22 protein-coding genes and 3 pseudogenes are annotated in these 21,932 nt (G+C 35.0%); 3 read left to right on the top strand and 22 right to left on the bottom strand.

The genetic code is table 11. The annotated features are described in order from the left end of the window. Window positions 1-292: 292 nt before the first annotated feature. The gene (locus tag NKR74_RS10670) at window positions 293-1,066 is read left to right on the top strand and encodes an SDR family NAD(P)-dependent oxidoreductase (RefSeq protein ID WP_098309857.1); all 774 of its coding nucleotides are present in this window, start codon (window positions 293-295) and stop codon (window positions 1,064-1,066) included. A 111-nt stretch (window positions 1,067-1,177) separates the two neighbouring features. Here NKR74_RS10670 and NKR74_RS10665 read toward each other — a convergent pair whose 3' ends face one another. From NKR74_RS10665 to NKR74_RS10645, 5 genes are all read right to left on the bottom strand, one after another. Next, entirely contained in the window at window positions 1,178-2,119 is a 942-nt protein-coding gene (locus NKR74_RS10665) for an alpha/beta hydrolase (RefSeq protein ID WP_253629521.1), read from the bottom strand. Window positions 2,120-2,317: 198 nt separating this feature from the next. Next, window positions 2,318-3,316, bottom strand: coding sequence for a TauD/TfdA family dioxygenase (locus tag NKR74_RS10660; protein ID WP_253629520.1), 999 nt, complete (start codon window positions 3,314-3,316; stop codon window positions 2,318-2,320). A 424-nt stretch (window positions 3,317-3,740) separates the two neighbouring features. Further along, window positions 3,741-5,030: an MFS transporter gene (locus NKR74_RS10655; protein WP_253629519.1), complete on the bottom strand. Its 1,290-nt coding sequence runs from the start codon at window positions 5,028-5,030 to the stop codon at window positions 3,741-3,743. A 135-nt stretch (window positions 5,031-5,165) separates the two neighbouring features. Beyond that, entirely contained in the window at window positions 5,166-6,221 is a 1,056-nt protein-coding gene (locus tag NKR74_RS10650; protein WP_098309861.1) for a TauD/TfdA family dioxygenase, read from the bottom strand. Between the two features lie 33 nt (window positions 6,222-6,254). Continuing rightward, on the bottom strand, window positions 6,255-7,769 hold the full coding sequence (locus NKR74_RS10645) for a long-chain-fatty-acid--CoA ligase (protein WP_253629518.1): 1,515 nt from the start codon (window positions 7,767-7,769) through the stop codon (window positions 6,255-6,257). 145 nt (window positions 7,770-7,914) lie between these two features. On the opposite strand from NKR74_RS10645, the pseudogene NKR74_RS24115 reads away from it, so the two are divergent. After that, window positions 7,915-8,461, top strand: a pseudogene (locus NKR74_RS24115) (Tn3 family transposase); the annotation flags it as partial. A gap of 148 nt (window positions 8,462-8,609) precedes the next feature. Here the strand turns inward: NKR74_RS24115 and NKR74_RS10635 are convergent. The 13 genes and pseudogenes from NKR74_RS10635 to NKR74_RS10575 form a co-directional block, all read right to left on the bottom strand. After that, window positions 8,610-8,987: an FAS1-like dehydratase domain-containing protein gene (locus tag NKR74_RS10635; protein ID WP_253629516.1), complete on the bottom strand. Its 378-nt coding sequence runs from the start codon at window positions 8,985-8,987 to the stop codon at window positions 8,610-8,612. A 167-nt stretch (window positions 8,988-9,154) separates the two neighbouring features. Further along, window positions 9,155-9,988 (bottom strand): alpha/beta fold hydrolase, encoded by an 834-nt coding sequence (locus tag NKR74_RS10630; protein ID WP_375337696.1) that lies wholly within the window; start codon window positions 9,986-9,988, stop codon window positions 9,155-9,157. Between the two features lie 330 nt (window positions 9,989-10,318). Beyond that, entirely contained in the window at window positions 10,319-10,624 is a 306-nt protein-coding gene (locus NKR74_RS10625) for a MazG-like family protein (RefSeq protein ID WP_253629514.1), read from the bottom strand. A 176-nt stretch (window positions 10,625-10,800) separates the two neighbouring features. After that, window positions 10,801-11,112: pseudogene (locus NKR74_RS10620) on the bottom strand (M3 family oligoendopeptidase); the annotation flags it as partial. A 116-nt stretch (window positions 11,113-11,228) separates the two neighbouring features. Continuing rightward, complete coding sequence (locus tag NKR74_RS10615; protein WP_253629513.1) at window positions 11,229-11,477, bottom strand: hypothetical protein; 249 nt, start codon at window positions 11,475-11,477, stop codon at window positions 11,229-11,231. A gap of 153 nt (window positions 11,478-11,630) precedes the next feature. Beyond that, a pseudogene (locus tag NKR74_RS10610) lies at window positions 11,631-11,849 on the bottom strand (NADH-flavin reductase); the annotation flags it as partial. A gap of 44 nt (window positions 11,850-11,893) precedes the next feature. Then, complete coding sequence (gene murB / locus NKR74_RS10605) at window positions 11,894-12,814, bottom strand: UDP-N-acetylmuramate dehydrogenase (protein WP_253629512.1); 921 nt, start codon at window positions 12,812-12,814, stop codon at window positions 11,894-11,896. 168 nt (window positions 12,815-12,982) lie between these two features. Next, on the bottom strand, window positions 12,983-13,387 hold the full coding sequence (locus tag NKR74_RS10600; protein WP_253629511.1) for a DUF3221 domain-containing protein: 405 nt from the start codon (window positions 13,385-13,387) through the stop codon (window positions 12,983-12,985). 56 nt (window positions 13,388-13,443) lie between these two features. Then, window positions 13,444-14,148 carry a 5'-methylthioadenosine/S-adenosylhomocysteine nucleosidase gene (gene mtnN / locus NKR74_RS10595; protein WP_253629510.1) on the bottom strand — a complete coding sequence of 235 codons (705 nt, stop codon included), beginning with the start codon at window positions 14,146-14,148 and terminating at the stop codon, window positions 13,444-13,446. A gap of 132 nt (window positions 14,149-14,280) precedes the next feature. Continuing rightward, window positions 14,281-14,901, bottom strand: coding sequence for a histidine phosphatase family protein (locus tag NKR74_RS10590; protein ID WP_253629509.1), 621 nt, complete (start codon window positions 14,899-14,901; stop codon window positions 14,281-14,283). 93 nt (window positions 14,902-14,994) lie between these two features. Further along, a complete protein-coding gene (locus tag NKR74_RS10585) occupies window positions 14,995-15,972 on the bottom strand; it encodes a hypothetical protein (RefSeq protein ID WP_253629508.1) in 978 nt (325 codons plus the stop codon). Window positions 15,973-16,163: 191 nt separating this feature from the next. Further along, window positions 16,164-16,727, bottom strand: coding sequence for a GNAT family N-acetyltransferase (locus NKR74_RS10580; RefSeq protein WP_098307519.1), 564 nt, complete (start codon window positions 16,725-16,727; stop codon window positions 16,164-16,166). A 70-nt stretch (window positions 16,728-16,797) separates the two neighbouring features. Further along, window positions 16,798-17,031, bottom strand: coding sequence for a hypothetical protein (locus tag NKR74_RS10575; protein ID WP_098307517.1), 234 nt, complete (start codon window positions 17,029-17,031; stop codon window positions 16,798-16,800). 291 nt (window positions 17,032-17,322) lie between these two features. Between NKR74_RS10575 and NKR74_RS24110 the strand changes: the two genes are divergently transcribed. Beyond that, window positions 17,323-17,499, top strand: coding sequence for a hypothetical protein (locus NKR74_RS24110; RefSeq protein WP_375337662.1), 177 nt, complete (start codon window positions 17,323-17,325; stop codon window positions 17,497-17,499). Between the two features lie 16 nt (window positions 17,500-17,515). Here NKR74_RS24110 and NKR74_RS10570 read toward each other — a convergent pair whose 3' ends face one another. The 4 genes from NKR74_RS10570 to NKR74_RS10555 form a co-directional block, all read right to left on the bottom strand. Beyond that, window positions 17,516-18,013, bottom strand: a complete 498-nt coding sequence (locus NKR74_RS10570; protein WP_253629507.1) for an 8-oxo-dGTP diphosphatase — start codon at window positions 18,011-18,013, stop codon at window positions 17,516-17,518. Between the two features lie 61 nt (window positions 18,014-18,074). Then, window positions 18,075-18,863 carry a methyltransferase domain-containing protein gene (locus NKR74_RS10565; RefSeq protein WP_253629506.1) on the bottom strand — a complete coding sequence of 263 codons (789 nt, stop codon included), beginning with the start codon at window positions 18,861-18,863 and terminating at the stop codon, window positions 18,075-18,077. A 227-nt stretch (window positions 18,864-19,090) separates the two neighbouring features. Further along, window positions 19,091-20,584 carry a M1 family metallopeptidase gene (locus NKR74_RS10560; RefSeq protein ID WP_253629505.1) on the bottom strand — a complete coding sequence of 498 codons (1,494 nt, stop codon included), beginning with the start codon at window positions 20,582-20,584 and terminating at the stop codon, window positions 19,091-19,093. A 216-nt stretch (window positions 20,585-20,800) separates the two neighbouring features. Next, entirely contained in the window at window positions 20,801-21,529 is a 729-nt protein-coding gene (locus NKR74_RS10555; protein WP_253629504.1) for a histidine phosphatase family protein, read from the bottom strand. Window positions 21,530-21,932: the final 403 nt, after the last annotated feature.

The following is a 21,932-nucleotide window of genomic DNA, read 5'->3' as shown; positions in this document are numbered from 1 at the left end:
CCACGAATAGCAGGATAAACGAGAATAGGAGTGCGCTCATCCTCTTGAAGAACCTATTCGATTGTACAAGAAAAATAAAAGACTGATACGTTTTACTAAGGTATCGAGCCTATTTTATTTACAAAATAGCTTTTTTTATTTTATATTAGTAGTACTTAATTACAAATTAAAATTTTTAATTTTATTTAATTATAATTTATCTGTAGAATCAAAAATAGAAATGACTTAATATTCCGAAAATTGACTTTCAAGTTTGGTCTTTTACGGTTAAATCAAAACAGGAGGTTGAACTATGGACTTAAAGTTATCTGGAAAAAAAGCACTGATTGTTGGAGGAAGCCGAGGGATTGGTAAAGCTACTGCTCGCCAATTGGCTCTAGAAGGTGTAGATTGTACGATTTGTTCAAGAAACGAATCCTCACTAAAAATCGCTGCAGAGGAATTAGCTCAAGAAACAAACAGAAATATTTATCCAATTGTGGCAGATACAACTGATCCTGACTCTATCCTAAATTTAGTTGAAAAATCAGCAGCAGCAATGGGAAGCATTGATATTTTAATCAACAGTGGAGCCCGTGTTGGCGGCTTTGAGCCAGAGGATTTTCATAGTATTAAAGATGAACTTATTTTGAAAGATTTTGAAGAAAAGTATATGGGCTATTTTCGTTGTATGCGAGCTGTAGCTCCTTATATGATAGAAAATAATTGGGGACGTATTATAAATATAAGTGGTCTGGCTGCTAGAATCGGCGGCAATTATTTTAGTTCCGGTCCACGTAATGCATCTGTTGTCCATTTAACAAAATCCGCATCATTAGAATTAGGAAAGCACGGAATTAACGTCAATGCTGTTTATCCAGGGATTGTCGATACGGAAATGTTTAGAAACCGAGTCACTAATGAAGATGCTGTGCGTCAGATGGCAGCACTCAATGCACTCGGCCGCTTGATTACAGTAGAAGAAATTGCTAATGTCATTACCTTCCTAGCTTCACCTTTGGCGGCATCGATTACTGGTGATGTCATTTCAGTAACCGGCGGAATTGGAGAAACCGTTTTTTACTAAACAGCTAGAATTGATATTGTAACTGTATCGAAGATTACCAATAATAGTGTATTTAAAAAACGAGCCTCGCTAAAAGCTGAGGCTCGTTTTTTTATAACTTTTAATCTTCATCTACCCAATTGTATATTTAGCGGTATTCAAGAACTTGTCAATCTTAGAGACAGTTGATTCAATGTTCTTAGAGAAAATAGCCATGTGTGAAAAAAAGCCGTGGACCATACCGAGTTCACACGCATATTCAACTTTCACACCAAATTTTTCCAGACGTTCAGCATAAGCCATTCCTTCATCCCGAAGCACATCATTTTCTGCTGTAATCACGATTGCTGGCGGGAGACCACTTAAATCTTCAGCAACCAAAGGAGCAGCGTATTCATTATACCTGTCCTCATCATTCCTTAAATAATGATCCCGGAACCAAATCAGCTGTTCGCGATCCAGACCAAATCCTTTTGCAAATGTTTGATGGGATTCCGTATTAAATTCAAGATTTGTCGCAGGGTAGATTAAGACCTGTGCAGCGATGTCGGGACCTTTTCTGTCTCTCGCCATCATAGTTACTACTGTCGCTAGATTTCCACCTGAGCTATCCCCTCCGACTGCCAATCTAGTAACATCTCCGTTAAAGGAGGGCCCTTTTTCATAAACCCACTCCAATGCCGCATATGCGTCTTCGACCGGAGTCGGGAACTTATACTCTGGAGCAAGACGATAATTTACAGATACAACAATACTAGCCGTTCTATTTGCTATCATTCGGCAACTTGCATCCATCACTTCAATGTCTCCTAGAACCCATCCTCCACCATGGTAGTAAATAAATATCGGGAAGGGACCTTGCCCCTCCGGTATGTATACCCTACATTTGATTTCTTCGTCTTCGCTTACCGGTATCATCAAATTCTCTACCTTTGAAAGTGGATCTAATTTTACAGCAGGGCGCGGCGCATTAGAAAGCATTTCTCTTACAGTCTTAGGATCCATCTCGTGAATAGGCGGCATCTGATTAAATACTTGTAAATATTTTTCTGCTTGCGGATCTAAATTTACCAAGAAACATCATCCTCACTTCCATTTATTTTAAAATTAACTCGGTTAGTTCTTAAACCTTTATTCCAGTCCTAAAGCCCTCACAATCACTTCATTATTAAAAAACATACAATGGTGATTTTATTCACCTTATTTCGATGAATAAAATCACCATACAATTTAATATAAGAGATATTGGTGATTAACATTACCACCAGCTTTTTATCTAATTACAGGTGCTCCTCCGATATAAAACTCGAAATCTGGGGCAATTTTTCGGCCATTTGGCATCATGAGCCATAATCTTAATAAATGACGTTTGCGGTCATCTTCTTCATAATCTTCAAATAATGTACGTGAATGAAAAACCGCATAATTATTAACGAATTGCATATCACCTGGTTCCATCATCATATCAATATGAAAGTTTTTATCATGAGTAAGGGAATCTATAAAATCAAATGCTTCGATTTCCTCTTTCGACAAAGAGATACCTGTTTTCGTTTGTGCTGATTCGACATATTGGCGAATATATCTGCAGCTCAATTTACCATCGTAATAGCTAAAGATTGGTGATTGAACTACCGGAGATTGACCTTGTGCTTCTTCCCCACGAAGATCATGGGCGAATGGACGATTAAGAATTTCAAGGTACTCTGGGTGCTTCTCCAGAATTTCATTATAGATAGACATTGCACTAGCGATACTGCTTAAACCACCAGATTTCGCTTTGCGAAGACATAGTAATCCGACCACATCAGCGAGATCTGTGTGATAGTCAAGATGCACATTTGTTTGGTAACCTCTTACTTTTGTATTATCATTAAAGTCTTTACCTATGTTTTTGATATGCCCTAAGAGGTCCCCAGTTTTGCTTTGGATGATCGGCAGTCCCAAGTGAAGTCCGAGACCCCAGTAAATGATGCTTGCTTCTTCGTCAGTATACCGTTCCATTGGCAACCCGCGAATCAATAGAAACCCTCTCCCATTCTCCAGCTCGTCAACAAAGTATTTGATTTCGTCAGCGAGATCAGGAATCTGGAAATCCTCTTTTCCAAAATCAGGTGCTTTTAACCCCTTTTTTTGAACATGTAATACAGCTTTCTCAAGTACAGCAATCGTTTTCGCGGACAAATAATAAATCCATGAATCATCTTTAGCTAGTTCAACACCTTTCCACGCTGAACGCCCTTGAATTTTTTCCTTTAAAATGTTCGACATCAATAATCCTCCTTTATTAATTTGGTTATTTTCTAACTTAAGATGACTGAATTTTTTTAGCGTTAATAATGAAGAAAAGAGAAGCATCTTAATCGCCCTTGAACCCGGACCTCTCGCTATCTTTTAAAACGTTGATAGCGTTTACGTTAGTTTTATGACTGAATATTTTGAATTTTCTTTTCTTTATTATACTTATAACTATAAATTAAATAAAATTGTTATTTTTAATTTATAAATAAGTTGTATTAATATATACCGTCATTCAACCTCACAAACTAACCCTTTCAAAAAACTAAATAATAGATTCATTGACCAAATAATCAATCAACATAGTTATAATCTTCTTTTCTCAATTTAGCATATTCACTAACTAAAAATATCCTTCTTTGAAGTTATAATTATACCTTTATTTGCTGTATGTCTTTTAAATACTCACTTGCTCCTCTGTTTTTATTGTTGTGTGACTTTGCTTCGCGGGACGTACAACGATCCAAAACAATAATCCGATAACGAACATACCTAATGAAGTAATTTCAAACCCATAACGATATCCCATTGCCTCAGTCGCTGCATATTGGATAAAATACCCGAATACGAGTGGAGCAATAATACTTGTTGAGCTTGCAAGAGCAATGAATGTCCCTTGTGCTTTTCCGATGTTTTGTGGAGAAAAAAAATCCATCAATATTGCGGGTGCGAGTGAAAGAATGACATACGCAAAACCTGGAGCAAGGGTAAAGAACAGGATGGATATAGCACTTGAATTCACAGCATTTGCTAGATATACACAAAGAGCAGATAGCACCATCATGGAACCGGCAAGATTGATTCGTGCTTTACGAATATCCCCAGTTTTGCGATAAATCCGGTCTGATAGCATAGAAAATCCAATTTGGCTAATGGCAGCGAAAAGAAAAGGTAACGACACGGCTAATTTTAATGTTTGACCATTAAAATGCTGAACTTTGGTAAAGTATGCCGGAAACCATATCGCTTGAACGGACAATAACCAATAGGCACAACCTCCACATAATACGGTAAAAACAAAGTTTTTAGACAACAGATGCGGAAGAAATTGACGCCAAGAAACTTTAGAGAGGGTTGATGAATGCTGCTCCTCTTGATGAAATGAAGGCAACCCAATTTCTTGTGGACTTTCTTTACCGAAAATGACCCATAAAACTAGCACAATAAGTCCAACAATCCCCATGACTATAAAAGCAGATCTCCATCCATATTGATCGATCAAGGAGATTAATAATGGCGAAGCAATCGCTGATCCACCTGTTGTTCCTAGCAGAACAGCACCAAAGCCTATACCATGTCTATGTTTCGGAAACCATTTTCCCATGATAGCCGTTGATAGAGCAGGGGCTGGGCCCTCGCCTGCTCCCAAGAGCATCCTTGTAAGCACTAGCAGAGACAGACTGGAAACAAAAGGTGTAGCAAATTGAACAATCAACCATGTAAATGACATCCAAGTTAACATTTTTTTCGTGTTTCTAGAATCGGCCATGCCACCAAGAATAATAGAGGAAAAGGTAAAGAACCAAAAGAAGGAGCTTCCCACCAATCCCCATTGTGAAGGGCTTAAATGCAACTCTTTCATTAGGGGAACGGAAACCAAACCAATCACAATTTTATCAACTTGGTTAATCATACCGGAAGCAACTAGAAATAATAATATAATCCAAGAATATTTTGGAGTGCTCAACGTATAAATCCCCCTTATTTTTGCCATCAAGGAAAACCTTTTCCTGAAATCTGAAAAGGTTCTCCCCATCACATGAATTAATTGGTGTTCTTATGAAACGGTTTATACAGGTAAGACTTTCAGGTTTAAGCTCAATTACTTCAAGTTTTCTACAATACCACCAGCTGTTTTTCCACGTACGGGAATACCACCGCGACCCGCTTTACCTGTTTTCTCATCAATAAACATCGCGAAATCGTTTGCAATTTCTCGACCATTTGGCATCGTGAGCCACAATCTTAATAAATGACGTTTGCGTTCCGGTTCTTCATAGTCTTCGTATTGTGTACGTGAGTGAAGAACTGTATAATTATTGACGAATTGCATATCACCTTCTTCCAACATCATATTATAATGCATATTTTCATCATGAAGGAGGGAATCCAGTATGTCTAACGCTTCAATTTCGACTTTTGACAAATGGATACCTGTTTTCGCTTGTGCTGATTCTATAAATGTACGGACATATCTGCAGCTCAATTTACCATCATAATAACTAAAAATTGGTGATGTAAATACTGGAGATTCACCTGGCGCTTCCTCACCGCGACGATCAAAGATGAATGGACGACAGAGAATTCCAAGATACTCTGGGTACTTCTCCAGAATTTCATTATAAACAGCCATTGAACTTATGATACTACTGAACCCCCCAGATTTCCCTTTTCGAAGGCTTAATAATCCGACGACATCAGATCCATCTGCGTGAAAAGGAAGATGCAGTTTCGTTTGATAACCGCGTACATTTGAATTTTCTAAGCTAAGACCTTGATCAATGACGTGCCCTAAGAGGTCCCCATTTGCGTTTTGCGATACCGGAATGCCCATGTGAAGTCCGAGACCCCAATAAATGATGCTCGCTTCTTCATCCGTATACCTTTCCATTGGTAATCCACGAATTAATAGGAACCCCCTCCCATTCTCTAGTTCTTCCACAAAGTACGCAATTTCGTCAGAGAGATCCGGAATCAGGAAGTCCTCCTTGTTAAAATTAGGTGCTTTTAGCCCCTTTTGTTTAACATGAATTAAAGCGCTTTCAAGGGATGCAATCGTTTTCTCGGACAAATAATAAACCCATGAATCATCTTTAGCTAGATCCATACCTTTCCACGCTACTGGTCCTTGAACTTTTTCCTTTAAAATGGACGACATAAATACTCCTCCTTCAATAATATGGTTAGTTTCTTACTTGACTTCAATCAATTGTCTTAACTCTCTACGCAAAATTTTCCCTGTTGCGTTTTTAGGTAACTCTTTAGAAAATTCCACTTGTCTAGGAAGCTTGTACTTCACCAGCCTATCCTGACAGAATCGGATAATGTCATTCATGGTGACCTGTTCATCATTGACTACGACATAAGCTTTTACATTTTCTCCGTATTCTCCATCGGAAACTCCGATTACGGCCGCCTCTACAACAGCAGGATGTTGATACAGAACTTCCTCTACTTCACGAGGATATACATTGTATCCACCAACAATAATCATGTCCTTCTTGCGATCAACGATGTAGATGTATCCTTCTTCATCCATTGTTGCTAAATCACCAGTGTAAAGCCATCCATCTATTAAGGCAGCTGATGTAGCTTGTGGCATCCCTAAGTATCCATTCATTACATTTGGCCCTTGAACTACTAATTCTCCGACTTCTCCTCTCGGCACTTCTTTTCCGTCCTCATTGACAACTTTGCTTTTGACGCCTGGTATATCTAGACCGATAGATCCTGGCTTACGGGTTCCCTGTAAAGGATTAATAGCAACGAGAGGAGAAGTTTCCGAAAGGCCATACCCTTCCATGATAGAAACGTCATACTTGTTTTCAAATTTTTGTAATAGCTCGACCGGAATCGAGGCACCTCCAGAGATACACACGCGAATGGATAAGAAATCTTCCGCAGTAGATTCAGGCAATTGCAAGATAAAATTGTACATCGTAGGAACTCCAGCAAACACTGTTGCCTTTTTTTCTCGAATGGTACTGATAACATCAAGAGGACTGAATTTAGGTAGAATCAAGACAGTTGCCCCGCAAGCAATTGGCGCATTCAGACAAATAGTCATACAAAAAACATGAAACATTGGTAGAACAGCTACTACACAATCTTTATCATGGAGTTCAATTAATTCTGAAATGGCATCTGCATTCGAAGCCAAGTTCAGATGAGATAACATCGCACCCTTTGGTTTCCCTGTTGTTCCTGATGTGTATAGAATAACTGCAAGGTCTTCTTGATCAATGAAAGGGTTTATGTAAACATTATTGCTTGTTTCCATCAGATGCTCCCATGTCCATTCCTGCTCCTCGGCTTCTGTATAAATAACTAGCTTTAGATGTTCCAATTGTCCCTTTAATTCTGCCAACTTTGGTTCTACGGATATGTGCGCAATAACCGCTTTCGCTTGACTATCGTCTAAAATGTAGTTGATTTCCTCTTTGGTATACAAAGGATTCATCGGAACAACAAATGCACCTAGTCGTAAAATGCCGTAGTACGTAATAAGAAATTCAGGACTATTCCCTAATAAAAGAGCTACTCCATCTCCCTTCCCTATTCCTTGGGCAGACAAACCAGCAGCCAATCGATCCACCTGCTGATTTAGTTCCTTATAAGTAACACTTTTATCTCTATAGATATAAGCGATACTGTCTGGGAAACTACTTGCACTTCTTTTCAGATTTTCGTCTAAATGATAACTCATTAAATGATTCCCCCCTTTACCTCACATGGAAGTGTTCGAATAATCACTATTGTGAATATTCAAAATATTATTACAGTAAGTATACTCATAAATTATAATTAAATAAAATTAAAGATTTTAATTTGTAAGTAAGTATTACTAATATTCGAAAAGGGGGGCAGCCATGATGGAGGGGGTTTCAACATTGCACAGATATGTAAATAGATCGAAATTATGTCGACACGCACGGACAAAATGTTGTCACGTTTGCCTTTTATATTTGTTTGATTTTAAGCTGATGCCACGTTTCAAAGATATTGACTTTCAGAAATTGTATTGACATGAAGCGGGAATGAATGAGGAATCCCCTCACTTGCAGCTCGTCTTAAGTAAGCCCTTTACCTTAACTGGGATTTGATTCGTCAACAGTATGAGCAAATCATTAAGTTTACGACTGCTTTGTGATTAGGTACCGCATCAGCGAAAACGATTTACGAGGGATATCAAGCTCTATGTGAGTTGAGGAAAGCAATTAAGACCATTTTTTTATGTGATTATCTACACTTTGAGGAAGTCCGTAGAGAGATTAATGAAGGACTTAACACCGTTGAACATTGGAACTCTGTTAACAACTACATCTTTTACGGAAAGAATAGTGAAATTCTCTAGAAAATCAAGGAGTGTCTGGATGGTCACTCCAATTACTACAAAATCTACAATCATGTAAATCCGTATGAAACATTTAAATGAAATGAAAAAAGGCTAGCTTTACTAGCCCACATTATACTCATATATAGTATGGAATCTAATTACTTTTTATGTAAAAAATTCCACTAATACATATTTACAATTTTAGAATGTTCAGTCCCGAATAATTCCATGACTTGATCCTAGCATTACTTCTTTCCCATTTTGATTGCGATATACTGACTTTATTTCTACCTTTTTAAAACCTTCCATTTGTTCAACATTTGTAAGAGTTATTTCGCATGTAATGGTATCTCCAGTAAAAACAGGTCGAATAAATTCACTTATCATTTCTCTTGCGATGTAATTTACATCACCACCAATTTTCGTCCCTATACTTGCAGTTAATAAACCTTGCACCATTAAACGACCTTTTTCATCACGTTCAATATGATGCCTACCTTGGTCACCTGAAAAACTTCCGAACTGCAAAACATCGTCTTCAGTAAAAGTTCTTTCCCATGTAAAAACGTCACCTGTTTTAATAACCATATTTCCCTCCTATAGTTTTGAATATTCTGTATTTTTAGTTTAGCACAAAAATGAATGAATGACCACTCACTTTTAATGGTTTCACTAAATTACATACATTAATTTATTAAGAAAAAATCCTGCATGAAACAGGATTTTTAATCATCTCTTCTACAAATTATTAAATTTTATTCAAAAGCTGCAATATTTTCTTCTACTCTATTTAACCATTCATTTATTAACGAATGGAATAAAACATCCTGCTCAATCTGTAAGTTATGTCCCGCTTTATCTAAAACAGCAAAAGTAGCACGAGGAAATTTATCAAGAATCTTCCAAGCATCCTTGTAGCCTGTTACTGAATCCTGTTTTCCCAATAAAAAGAGGGTTGGTTTTTCATACAGGGATAACTGACTATCCACATCAAATGAAAAAGCATATTGCTCCATTATTTTTGTTAAAAACGCCTCATCTGCTATTTTAATACCTGATATAATCTCTTCAAGATAACGTTGCCAATTATTTTCGTTTAGTGCTACAAATTTCAAACTGAAATTCTCACGTTCCTCCGTACTTAACTGAGATAAAAACTTTTCATCTCGATAAATAACGGTATGCAGAGGAAGCTGTCTCTTGTTTATATCTGGGATAATCAAAGGGCAAATAAATGCTGCTCCATCTACTTTGTCCTTTCTCTTAGATATAACTCCTCTAGTTATGTAACCTCCGTATGATTCACCTGCGATTAATAAAGATTCATCTGGAATAATCGTATCTATAAATTTTATTACAAGATCTAACATGTCGTCTGAGTTTTGAATAGATTCATGTCCCTTTGTTTGTCCCATGCCTGGTAAATCCAAATAAATTCGTTTCCAGCCTTCTCTTTGTAAAAAAATAGGTTCCATACAACCTGACATTAACCTATGGTCAGGAGAAAAACCATGAAGCATGATAATCGGTTTTCCAGAACCATAAACCTCATAATGAACTTTTACATCCCCTATTAAGCATTCCATTATAATCCACCCCGAATTTTCAGTATTTTAATTACTATCAATAATATAAAGGTTCTATCTTTCCAAACAATTAATCTCATACTTCTTATTGCTAAATAAAAAAATTTTTTCTTTATCTCCCGTATACAGTTTACATAATATAATTATATAATACATATTTTTTATTAACTACGTGTTTGCAAAAACATTTCTAAAAGCTTTTTTATTTCTTCTAAAGAACATCCCTGACTAGATACTTCATATATAACACCATTAAATTTCGCACGATATTTTTGATCATAATTTTCAAATCGTCTAGGGAAAAGTTAATGAAAATATAGAAACCGACTATTTTTATACATCCCAATGTCTATATTTATTTATCTCACTCTTTTTTCTAAATGTATCTTCTAAGTCAATATCGAGTTTGTTAGCAAGATCAAAAAGATTCCATACCACATCGTATATTTCAAAACCTAACTGTTCCTTTAGTTCATTTATATTATCAGAGTCAGGTTTGGAAGAGATTTTTAAGACTTCTTGAACGACCTCTCCTATTTCTGTAACCAAAAATAAGGTTCTTTCTTCAATCGTTGAGTTCTCAAAACCTTTATTTTTACTAAACTCTCTAACTTCTCTTTGTAATGCAGATATTTTCACTTTACCAATCCTTCCTATTTTGAAACTCTCCAAAATCTATTTTGGAATTTAACTGTATTTTTCCTGTACTAGCTAATAATAAAATATTTATTGTAAATTAAAATCTCAACATCTTGTTACTCTCCTTCAAATAACTCCAACTCCCTCTCCAAAAATTCCATTAACTCTTTAATTGTTTACGGTGAAGAATCAAAGCGAATACCTGCCGCTTCATACACTTCTTTTACTGATTTTGTACTTCCTAAAGATAGCGCTTCTTTATAATTAATTAAGGCTTGTTTTGGATTCTCTTTATGTTGCTTATACATCTGGCACCTATTTGTGCAATTGCGAAAAGGAGATTCAAAAATATGTAAAATATACAAACGTCTTATTGCTAACCAGTTTTCATAACCTTTCCAGTTTACAAAGTCAAAGTCATATGTTCTTGCAAGTTCTTGAAGATTTCCCTTTCTTTCCACATGTGTATGATTTGGATTTTCATACATCTAATACTGAAATTGCATTGAATCTCTGCTTGTAGCAGAGATTCAAATTGCGTTTGTAACGATTCTAAAACGATAATGATGAAATATTCAGTATTATCTATTTAAAAGACGCCCTTTCATACAATATTCTTCGCAACAAGTTTCAAATGCTCAGCAAGAATAATTTGTTTGACTGATTCCTGCAAATCCTCTGCCATCACTTCTTCAATATGTTCCAATGCTACTTCTAATATACTGCATTCCATTGTTTCAATATTAAGCAGAGAATAATGATTATTTTTTTTTATCACTAAATATCTATGATTCTCTGTCACTAGTAAAGCACCTAACTGAATCCCTAGTATTCTGTTATCTTCAAATTTCATGTACACTCCTCCCATCTATAAATATTTTACAATAAAAGGATATTAAAAGGTGCAAAAAAGGTTCCTAATTTTTTCAGAGAATCTTGCTTTTTTGCTGATACAGTACTAATAACATAAAGGGAAATAGGTAACCAATTAATCGACTACAAACTATTAATTAGCAATGAAAGGACATTTTCTTACATATAAAGGACTGGAAATTTGTCTAATTAAAAAATCAGCAATATCACCATTATAAATCTTTATACCCGGTATATCTGTCAAACTCTCTTTTATTCTGCTAGTAGCAACTCCTTCTACTACAAATGGTAAACGTACAATTGTCCAATCAAGATTACTTTTTAACAACAGGTCTAATTCTTTATACTTATTTATCCCAAATAAAAAACACCTCTCATTTCGAGAGGCGCTTACCATTAAGATACTAAATCTTCTCCAATAATTTTTACTTCTGTTTCTAACTCTACGTTAAATTTAGATTTTACCGTTTCTTGCACATATCGGATAAGTTTTACATAATCACTCGCTGTACCTTCGCCTACATTCACCATAAATCCAGCATGCTTAGTAGATACTTGGACATCTCCTATTTGTTTCCCTTGCAACCCGCTATCTTGAATTAACTTACCAGCAAACATACCTGGAGGGCGTTTAAAAACACTACCACAAGAAGGATATTCTAATGGTTGTTTTGATTCACGCAAAAATGTCAATTCATCCATTTTTTCTTTGATTATATTGTATTCACCTTCCTGTAAATCAAATGTCGCTTCTAACACAAGATATCCTTTTCTAGAAATGCAACTGTTTCTGTATTCTAATTCTAAATCATTTTTATTTAAATTAAGAATTTCGCCATCTCTAGTTATAACTAATACACTTTCAATAACATGTGATACTTCGCCACCATATGCTCCCGCATTCATATATACTGCTCCGCCAACTGTTCCTGGAATTCCACAAGCAAATTCTAATCCAGTTAGATGATTTTTCAATGCAAATCTAGAAGTATCAATAATGGTTGCCCCGCTTTGAACAATTATCTTATTATCTTTCAATGAGATATCAGTCAATTTAGTTAAATTCAGAACAATCCCTCTAATGCCGCCATCCTTAATAATTATGTTTGAACCATTACCTAAAATAGTGAAATCTATATTATTTTGATTTGCATATTTTATTACGTTTTGTACCTCTTGATACGTAGTAGGTAAAACAAAATAATCCGCATTTCCACCCGTTTTAGTGAAAGTGTATCGTTTTAACGGTTCATCTTTTTTAACTTTATTATCATCTAATATGTTCAATAAATCGTTGTATACTTTATCCATTTTCATAACCTCTTTACTAAAACTTTTTCCTATCCATTATAATATATTTAGTTTCAAAAGAAAGCTAATAACTAATTTTGTTTATTTTTTAATTATTCACTTTTGGTAACTCTAATGATTAAATAATCCATAATTACATCAACATTTTTAAATATTGCATGAAACCTCTCTCTCTTAACCTTGAATTTTCTCTAACTTTGTAACCCGTACCTTTGCAGGATAAGATTCAAGTATTTCACTACACTCTATTCTAACTTTATCACCCGTTTGTAATTCCTTTTTTATACTTGGATTATTAAATTGCAAAATAGCGTCAGCGGGAATGCTCCATTTTAGCCTTTCTTCTAAATTTTTTCTGTCGTTATCTGTTTTAATATTTTTCTCGTAAATAAAAAACACAGTATCTCCCTGAAGCAAGATATAACCATCTATCCCATTAGAAACTGTATTATTATCTATTTTCGTTGTAGACTTTTTTATTTCGTTACCTGTAGCTGTTTTCCAAACTAAAACAATCATGAAGATGATTACCAAAAATAAAATCGTACCAACTGTTTGTATACTTTTTTTCATTTGCATCTCCATCACCTAAAATGCTTTTTCTAAAAAATCCATTAACAAATAGTTGAGAAAACCTACGCTTTGATTTCTTTAAAAGAATGCAATAAAAATGCAACTATATATTCACACGCTTTCTCACAAGCTAACATTTTAAATACTCTTTGCTCTTCTACTGTTTTATCATTCGCTTGATCTGAAGCAGCTTTTAAGCAAAGAAATGGCTTGCCATTCACATGACAAACGTAAGAAAATGCAGCAACTTCTTGATCCACCGCAAGTGCTCCGTAAACTGTCCGAAGCAATTCTCTCGTTTCCGAACTACGAATACGTTGATCGCCTGAAATGAAGGTACCATAATGAGAGGTATAAACTAATTGCAACTTTTTCATTTCTTTAATCAAATGTTTCGAAGGTTGAATACACGCTGCTCTGCCCGTATATAAATCAAACGGATCTGCTCCAGTTCCCGCACCTGTTACATCATGTTGCATAACTTTAGTGGCGACAACAATATCACCGTTTTTCACCTTATTTGATAAGCTTCCACAAATTCCTGTCATAAATAGTCGTTCTGGTTGAAATTCATTAATAAGAAGCTGAACACAACTTGCACATTGGACTTTACCGACTCCGGTTATGACAGAAACGACTTCAATCCCGTTCATATTATGAAAATGAAATTTCCAAGCCGCTCGGTCTTCTTTACGATAACTTGGATAATATTTATGTAAATACGCAAGCTCTGGTTCCCATGCTGCAACGATAGCGATTCGATTCATGGGTATCATTCCTTTCTAGTATTTATGTCAATTCCTAACTGTATTGATGCTCTAAATTCCCAGATTAGAAAAACCCTATTCTCGAATTGGTGACAAAAAAACGAAAATAGAGTCCCTACTATCAACAGTTCGTTAAATTGTTACAACCTTATCAAAATGTGTAGTATCTCCTTCTAGCTGTATATTATAATTTCCATCTTTCATTTCTAAAACAGTTAAACTTGTACCATATAGAAAAGGAGGGTCCCATAAATTTGTAATAGATTTACCTTTGACATGCATAAGTAATGCTTTGAGAAACACAGCATGCGTAACAATTAGAATGTTTTCATCTTGATGATTTGAAATAATAGTATGAAATATAGACACGACCCTATGTACGAATTGCTCAAACGTTTCTCCAGCAGCTGGTTCATATTGTGTTGGATTTTCCCAAAAGTTCTTGTATTGTGTAGGGAAAGATTGTTTAATTTCTTCATGTGTTCTCCCTTCCCAGGCACCCATATTAATTTCTCTTAAATCTTCGTGTAATACGAGATTCGTATCATTTTGGCCAATAATAAATTTAGCTGTTTCTATCGCTCTATTACTTGTACTCGCATAAACTGTATCAAACTTTATATCTTTTAATGATTTACTTAAAGAAATTGCATTATTTATTCCTTCATTAGTCAACTTAGAATCTTTCCAACCTTGCATTCTATTTTCAACATTCCATTCTGTTTGGCCATGTCTCGTTAAATAAATTTTCATCTTTCAGAACCCCCGCAATTTTCTATCAAAATACAGTATCATTTATTTTTAAGTTAATTAAAGCCATTCAATATATTTTTAAGTAATCCTCTTTTAAATAACACTCTCTACGTTTTCTTTCCCCTGATTGGTTAATAAGTTAGTATGTTTTCGAAACAACTCTTGAGCTACATTACTAAGTATTTTAGAATCGATTTCCCTCCACCTTTCAGGATCAGTCACATAATCCACACTATATATTTCTTTTGACAAATTAGCACAAATTACATAACTTGAATATGGATGTGGATTCTCCCTATTATTATCAGCGTCTGATAAAAACCTTTTCATTAATACCTTATTATTTAAAGGATGGTAAATTAATTCTACTAATTTTGCTCGATATTCTAAATCTACAGGAAGAAGACATGGGAAGTCTTCATAGTCCGCTAAGTGTTGCGCTTCATGAGCAAGATAAGAGTATAAAAAATCCGGCTTATTTAAAACTTTTTCATACCTTTCTTTTACACAATATAAGGCATTTTTTGATGCCCATCCTCCTGCTGCTCTCCCACCAAAGGTAGCGAAATGCAACCAGCTCTGCATAATAAAATCTGACATGAAATATACAACAACCTTTTTAGATTTATTTGGCAGGATAATTTCATACTCAGCCTTCTCTTCTTTCCTCCAAATGTATGGCCCCCTATAGGGTGGAGTAACTCCTCCAAGAAAGTAAAATCCTCTTGCTTTAAACTCTTTAGCTAATATTTCTTCAATAGAATCTAGGTCATTTGTAGTTTCAATTCCTGGTAACAACTCTATAAGGTGTTCCGCTAAGATACTTTCTGCTTCTTCTTTATTTTTTCTATTTGTTAAGACGGATATAAAGTATTCGTAATATACTCTAATAACACTTCTAATCCAAGTATCTTTTGTTTTATATTGAAATACTTGTTTTTCAGCAAAAAAACGGTTGTAGTATTTCTTTTTAAGCTTTCCCAAACCAATATTATTATCAATACTTTGGAGATATTCATAAGCTTTATTAACATTTCCTTGTAAACAATAAGAATATAGTTTTTGTTTCAATGGTAATTGAACTCCTATCTATTCTATTTTTTTGTAAACTCAGAAACTAGGTCTTAAGAAGAAATTAATAATCTCATCTAAAATTGAACTTATATAAAGTGAAACTTCCATCAGTGGGGGTCTTACTGCTCGTTAATGCGGGATAAACTTAGATTAATGACGATGTAGTGCTATCCCAAAGCACACTTTACTCATCTACTAAATATTATAGACATATCATCGGTGCGTCTCTTCCAAATCATATGATCACACCCCTCACCCCAATAATCTTTCAGTAAATAATCAGGCTCTCCAAATTTCTTCTTCCATATCTTTTGTGCATTTGTATATCCACTATCCAAACAAAATTCTTTAATATCCCTATTCAACAGGGTGAGAAACATTGCATTTAGAAGTAATGTTCCGATACCACGCCTTTGATATTCTGGAAGTACAAATACAGTTCCTATCTCATATAACTCTTTCAGTGCTCTATCTGTGCAAATGTTAATCAGTTGACTAGCTGGACCATATTCAATTGTACCGATAACTTTATTACAACTTTTATCAACAGCTATCAAAAAATATCGATTTCTCCCATTGCTATCAAAGTCACATTTCAAGTATTGTTCCTTACTTTCAATTTCCTTTTCTATATCATCAACCAACTCTGATAAACCTTCTTTAGCAAACGTATCTTTAATCGTTGTACTAAAAAATTGATTTAGCTCTTCAATGTCCTCAATTCGTGGTCTCCTTATCTCAACATTACACACCGGAAATCACTCCTAGTTTTCTAAAGTTTTATTTGTAATTGATCTATATTCTTTATTAAACAGTTCAATCCTATTTCAAACTAACTCTTAATTCATCAAACCAGCGAGCACAAGCAATTGTTTCTTCAGGCACTCGTTCATGACTTTCTATGTACCACCAAAATGAAAGGATACAGTGACATAGTCCCCACGCTATGATTCTTTCTTTGTCTAGTTGGAGTTCCTCCACTAATTGTTCTAGCATATGCCGAATATCTAGTTCCCAACTTCCTGTTAACAAGATAGAATTTATAATTTGGTTCATTCAATACGATCTCTTTATAAAAAATGCTTATAGCCATCACATTTTTATTCTACATAATAAAAAATAATCCTTTTCCATTACGTTACGTGAAATTTTATTATGCAACATATTAAATAATCGGTTGATTACACTGCGAATTCTTCTTTCCCAAGTGATCATGCTACAACTGCTTCAGTAATTACTGTAACGATTTGGCTATCTAGTAGAGGAAATAAGTTTATGTGGGTCATTTTTGGAATGTAAATTGTCTTTTCGAGAATTTGGGTTGGTGCACATTATCCTCTAGATGTATTGGCCGGTATAATCCTTGGAGGTATGTATTGCACTACTTGCCCACTATCGCATTATAAAAATGAATCTTATGAAGAAAATAACGAAATATCCCTTATTCTAAAAATAGAAACAGTCAGATTTCCTGGCTGTTTCTATTTTTATCACAAAAAAATTTATCTTCTATCTAAAAAATAAAATGGAGATACATTATTTACACTTTATGTAACTCTGATTCTTTATAATGTTTTTCCACCCTATTTAAAGTAATATCACGCTCTTTATCCCACACCGAGTGCCATTCAAATGTTCCGGGTTCAAAGAATAGAGGAAACCTTTTTCTGAACCAATCTTGCATCGGTAAATTTAGCGCATCTTTTATATCCACCCATACTAATTCTCCTTCAGGTGGATCTTCAAGTAGCTTTCCTTCAAAAGATGTAGCAAGATAATTAAATACCATATATCTTAATTTCATATTCGGCTCACAAAACTCGGATATCCCTTTAAAAATGATGTCTTTTACAATTAAACCTGTTTCTTCACGTACTTCTCGAATTGCTCCGTCTACAATACTTTCAGGAAAGTCGACTTTTCCACCTGGAGCAATGAACCCAGGAAACCCCAAACGATCTGGACGATTCATTAGTAACACTTTGTCCCCATCTTGCACCATACACATCGTTAACATTTTACATTCGAAATTATTCATCCAAAAACTCCCTCTCTTATGTAGATTCGTTGTTAGAAAATGTATTTCGAGATATCCCTTATTATTTTTTTCGTGCTAAATACAACGCAACAAACTGTGGTTTTTCAATTATGCCACCATGTTTTTCGATTACGTTACGAATACTATGAAACAATTTTTCTTTTATATCTTTTTGAAGCAAGCGATGCGCAGATTGTGTATGTAATAGTGCAATATAATCGTTACTTATATATATATCAGTCCACGTATATGTTTTCACAACTAAATCTTGAAACAAATTATGCTGCATTGTAAGACCTTTTCGTTCTTCAATTAGTTCGTCTGGCGTTGATAACTTATTAGGGTGTAAATGTGATGCATACTTTTCATAGCAAGCTCCAATCTCTCGAAAAACATCTGTATTAGGTTGTATGTGATATGTCCAAAAGAATGCCATTTTCCCATGATTACGTAACAAACTCGCCACTTTCGGATAGCAAATTTCAGGATTAATAAAATGAAATGCAGTTGCGGAAAATGCAAGCGAATATTCATAATGTTGCGGAGTCCATTCTTCAAAAGCGCTTCGATACACTTGGACGTCTTTTTCATATTTGAATTTATCAGCTGTAAATTGAGCTAGTTGCTCTCCAAGCCCAACACAATCAATACATTTATATCCTAGTTGAACAAACCCCTCCGTCGCTTTTCCTGTACCGCAGCCAACTTCAAGAACGGGAGAATATTTTTCAATTTTTGAATAATTGATAATATCAGCAAATAGTTCTCTTGGATAAGTTGTCCGTATTTTTTCATATTCGTAGACAATATCATCAAAGGTATATTTTCTTTCTTCTAAATGGTGATTCATCTCTTCGTCCCCCCTTTAATTTTTCACCTTGAACAATTCAATTTTCCATATAGTTTCATCTGCAATTGTACCAATATTAGAATGAAAATTCGTTATTTTCATCCTCTCATATTATGATAATATTTTCTACAAATTAGTGTATATGATGAAAGTAGCAACTTATCAGCGGGATATTTATCAATAAACAGAAAAACCTGCCGCATTCGATTCGTGGCAGGTTTTTCTGTTTATTCTTGGTCGGAAACAAATACCCTATGAGACGCAAAGAAATTTGTCAAATCTCTTCCAGTTGATTTCTCCATAATTTGAATAAAATCTTTTGTCGTACTCACACCAAATTTCTTTTCGTTAAAGTAATCTTTCATCGCTTTGTAAAAGACTTCATCGCCAAGTTCAAGACGAAGATCATTAACTGTTCTTGAACCGTAACCATAAATCATACCATAATATGCTCCAATCCCGCCTTCTGCAGCACGTTCAGCAAATGTTGAAACAGGATACGAAATATGATAGTCACCGACAGGTTCCGCTTTTAGTTGATCAAGTTCTTTGCCATAGAGCGCTGCTGCAAAACTAGCAAATGATTCATCAAGCCACGGTTCATCGTTCTCGTTATTTCCTATAATGCCGTAAAACCATTGATGCCCAATTTCATGCGCAGTAACATGTTTGACCCATTCTTGAGAAGGATTACCAGCGATACTTATCATCGTTAATTGCGGATATTCCATTCCGCCAAACCAGCCTTCCATGCCAACGATATCTAGTTCTGGCCATGGATACTCTCCAAAGCGGTCACTGTACAACTTGATGCTCTCAACCCCTGCCTCAACCATAGAATCAGCGTATTTTGCCTGTTCATCTGTATAATACACATTAATATTTACATTATTTACTTTCGTTTGTTTTACTTTGTAAGTCGTATCCATTTCTATTGCAAAATCGCGAACTTGTTTAGCTTTATAATGATGCGTTGCTAAATTTCCTGAAATACCTGGTTGCCCCACTTCCGTTCCTGTCGTTGCAATGACCTGGGCTTTATCAGTCGTAAGTGTTACATCAAAATCTCCAGTTAAAGAATAAAAAGATTCTCCATATGGAAAATAAGCATCTACATTCCAGCCCTCTTTATCGTAAACTGCCAGAATGGGAAACCAGTTTCCAAGCGAAACAGTGTTTTTATTCCAACCAAAACGATCTTGTTGTTCCGGTACATGAACTACAAACTCCATCGATACAGTAGATTTTTGATTATCGGGAATTTGAACAGATGAAATATGCATTGCAGTACTATCAACAGTATATTTTGCTGTTTTCCCATTTACTTTTACATTAGAAACAGACATACTTCCGCCATTTTCTTTAAATGTTTCTGCGTTTCCCCACAAGTTAAAATAAAGTTCGTTTAGCTGCGTACGAGTATTGTTCTTAAAAGTGACAGTCATTTCCCCTTGAATAGTATGATTGGTAGAATCATAGTTAACGTTCATTTTATAGTCTGGATTGGCTGGACCAAATATATCTTGTCCGTGCTTGTTCATGAATTGCGACTGAAATGGTGTCTTCAGCTGAACAGGAGATGTAACTGCCGGATGGTATGCTCCTTTTACAGGGGAATCCGTTTCCGCAGCACTTATAGTAAGTCCAGGAGAAAATAATATCCCACCCACAAATGTCGAAGCTGTCACCCATTTTGCAGTCTGTTTTACAAAACTTTTCATAAAAATCCCTCCACTTCCATTTTTCACCACATAAATTCGATATAAATGGTGAAAATCCCTTCAATTTTTATTTAAAATCACTTAAGAAAGTTATCAGGGGAATTTTTAGCACTTTTTCACATTTTTAAAGTGTTTAAGATTCCAAGAAAAAAAGGCGGTCTCTTACTCTCGTAAGAAATGCGCCTTTTTTCTCATTCTATTACTTTCGACATCCTTTTATACTCTTACACTTTCTTTGCCTTTTTCAGCATAACTCATATCACCAACAGATTCGACTTTATATTCTCCATCCTTATAGAGAATTTTAGTTACACTTGCATTTTCTAATCCAAGTTTTGTTTTACTACTATCAAGCATGTCTACTAATGCCATGATCGCAATTCCATGAGATATAACTAAAACGGTACCTCCACCATTTTTGGCAGTCTCTTCACTAATTTTATCAATTTCTTTTTTTATACGAGTTGAAAAGGTTTTCCAATCTTCAGCTTGCTTCGTATGGTCTGCTGCTGCAATGAAATTAACAATTTTCTCAATAGATAACTCCATTAGTTCATCTACTGATGTAACTCCAGCAGCATCTCCAATAACTTTCCACATAATTTCATTCTTTTCGCCTTCAAAAATCCCAAAATTCAATTCCCGTAAATCTTTTCTTTGTTCAAGTTTTAACTTTGATTGCCCGCTATATTTTAATACTAAGTTAGCAGTTTCAATTGCGCGGCCACTATCACTACTGTAAGCATCATCAAAATGAATACCTTTTAATCCATTTCCTAAATCTTTAGCTACTTCAACACCCTTCTCTACTAACGGAGAATCTGCCCAACCTTGCACACGCTCACTAGCATTTAACATTGTTTTACCGTGTCTAGTAATATATAACGTAACTATATTATCTTTATTTCTATCTAATTCGTTACTGTATTTTTCCATATTGTTCATTAATTTCTCCCCTTTAGAATATTATCTATCTGTTTTAATTACTGAATTTAATGGACACAAAAAGGTAAACCTAAGCTGCCAAATTCTCTATTGCTTGAGGAGTTTTATAACTAACTCTACTATGTATTCTCTTACAATTATATCACCCCTCGGTATATTGAAATAGTGCTAGACTTTCTATTGTGTACGATATATTAAAAATATCATAAAATTACTCGATACAAGTGCTATCACACGGACACTTCATCCTTAAAATCCGTTGTAAGGACTTAACTAATATACTCATATGACTATACTAACTCCATACATCTAATCATAGCTGTGGCTTTGAACTTAAGTCGGGGTGTTTTAAATAAAGTCACGACATTGGTAAAAATGTTGCGTTGCTCCCTCCCCTTTGGTT

The sequence above is a fragment of the Bacillus sp. 3103sda1 genome (assembly GCF_024159135.1).
In the GTDB taxonomy this organism is placed as follows: domain Bacteria; phylum Bacillota; class Bacilli; order Bacillales; family Bacillaceae_G; genus Bacillus_A; species Bacillus_A rhizoplanae.
This window is presented reverse-complemented; position numbering and strand designations above follow the sequence as displayed.

What these genes read in the sequence shown, in the direction of transcription:
- NKR74_RS10590 (WP_253629509.1), bottom strand. Translation starts at nt 14,901, where the DNA reads ATGAAAATTTATTTAACGAGACATGGCCAAACAGAATGGAATGTTGAA.
- NKR74_RS10615 (WP_253629513.1), bottom strand. Translation starts at nt 11,477, where the DNA reads ATGAAATTTGAAGATAACAGAATACTAGGGATTCAGTTAGGTGCTTTA.
- NKR74_RS10560 (WP_253629505.1), bottom strand. Translation starts at nt 20,584, where the DNA reads ATGAAAAGTTTTGTAAAACAGACTGCAAAATGGGTGACAGCTTCGACA.
- NKR74_RS10635 (WP_253629516.1), bottom strand. Translation starts at nt 8,987, where the DNA reads ATGGTTATTAAAACAGGTGACGTTTTTACATGGGAAAGAACTTTTACT.
- NKR74_RS10600 (WP_253629511.1), bottom strand. Translation starts at nt 13,387, where the DNA reads ATGCAAATGAAAAAAAGTATACAAACAGTTGGTACGATTTTATTTTTG.
- NKR74_RS10670 (WP_098309857.1), top strand. Translation starts at nt 293, where the DNA reads ATGGACTTAAAGTTATCTGGAAAAAAAGCACTGATTGTTGGAGGAAGC.
- murB (WP_253629512.1), bottom strand. Translation starts at nt 12,814, where the DNA reads ATGAAAATGGATAAAGTATACAACGATTTATTGAACATATTAGATGAT.
- NKR74_RS10645 (WP_253629518.1), bottom strand. Translation starts at nt 7,769, where the DNA reads ATGAGTTATCATTTAGACGAAAATCTGAAAAGAAGTGCAAGTAGTTTC.
- NKR74_RS10565 (WP_253629506.1), bottom strand. Translation starts at nt 18,863, where the DNA reads ATGAATCACCATTTAGAAGAAAGAAAATATACCTTTGATGATATTGTC.
- NKR74_RS10575 (WP_098307517.1), bottom strand. Translation starts at nt 17,031, where the DNA reads ATGAACCAAATTATAAATTCTATCTTGTTAACAGGAAGTTGGGAACTA.
- mtnN (WP_253629510.1), bottom strand. Translation starts at nt 14,148, where the DNA reads ATGAATCGAATCGCTATCGTTGCAGCATGGGAACCAGAGCTTGCGTAT.
- NKR74_RS10660 (WP_253629520.1), bottom strand. Translation starts at nt 3,316, where the DNA reads ATGTCGAACATTTTAAAGGAAAAAATTCAAGGGCGTTCAGCGTGGAAA.
- NKR74_RS10650 (WP_098309861.1), bottom strand. Translation starts at nt 6,221, where the DNA reads ATGTCGTCCATTTTAAAGGAAAAAGTTCAAGGACCAGTAGCGTGGAAA.
- NKR74_RS10555 (WP_253629504.1), bottom strand. Translation starts at nt 21,529, where the DNA reads ATGAACAATATGGAAAAATACAGTAACGAATTAGATAGAAATAAAGAT.
- NKR74_RS10570 (WP_253629507.1), bottom strand. Translation starts at nt 18,013, where the DNA reads ATGAATAATTTCGAATGTAAAATGTTAACGATGTGTATGGTGCAAGAT.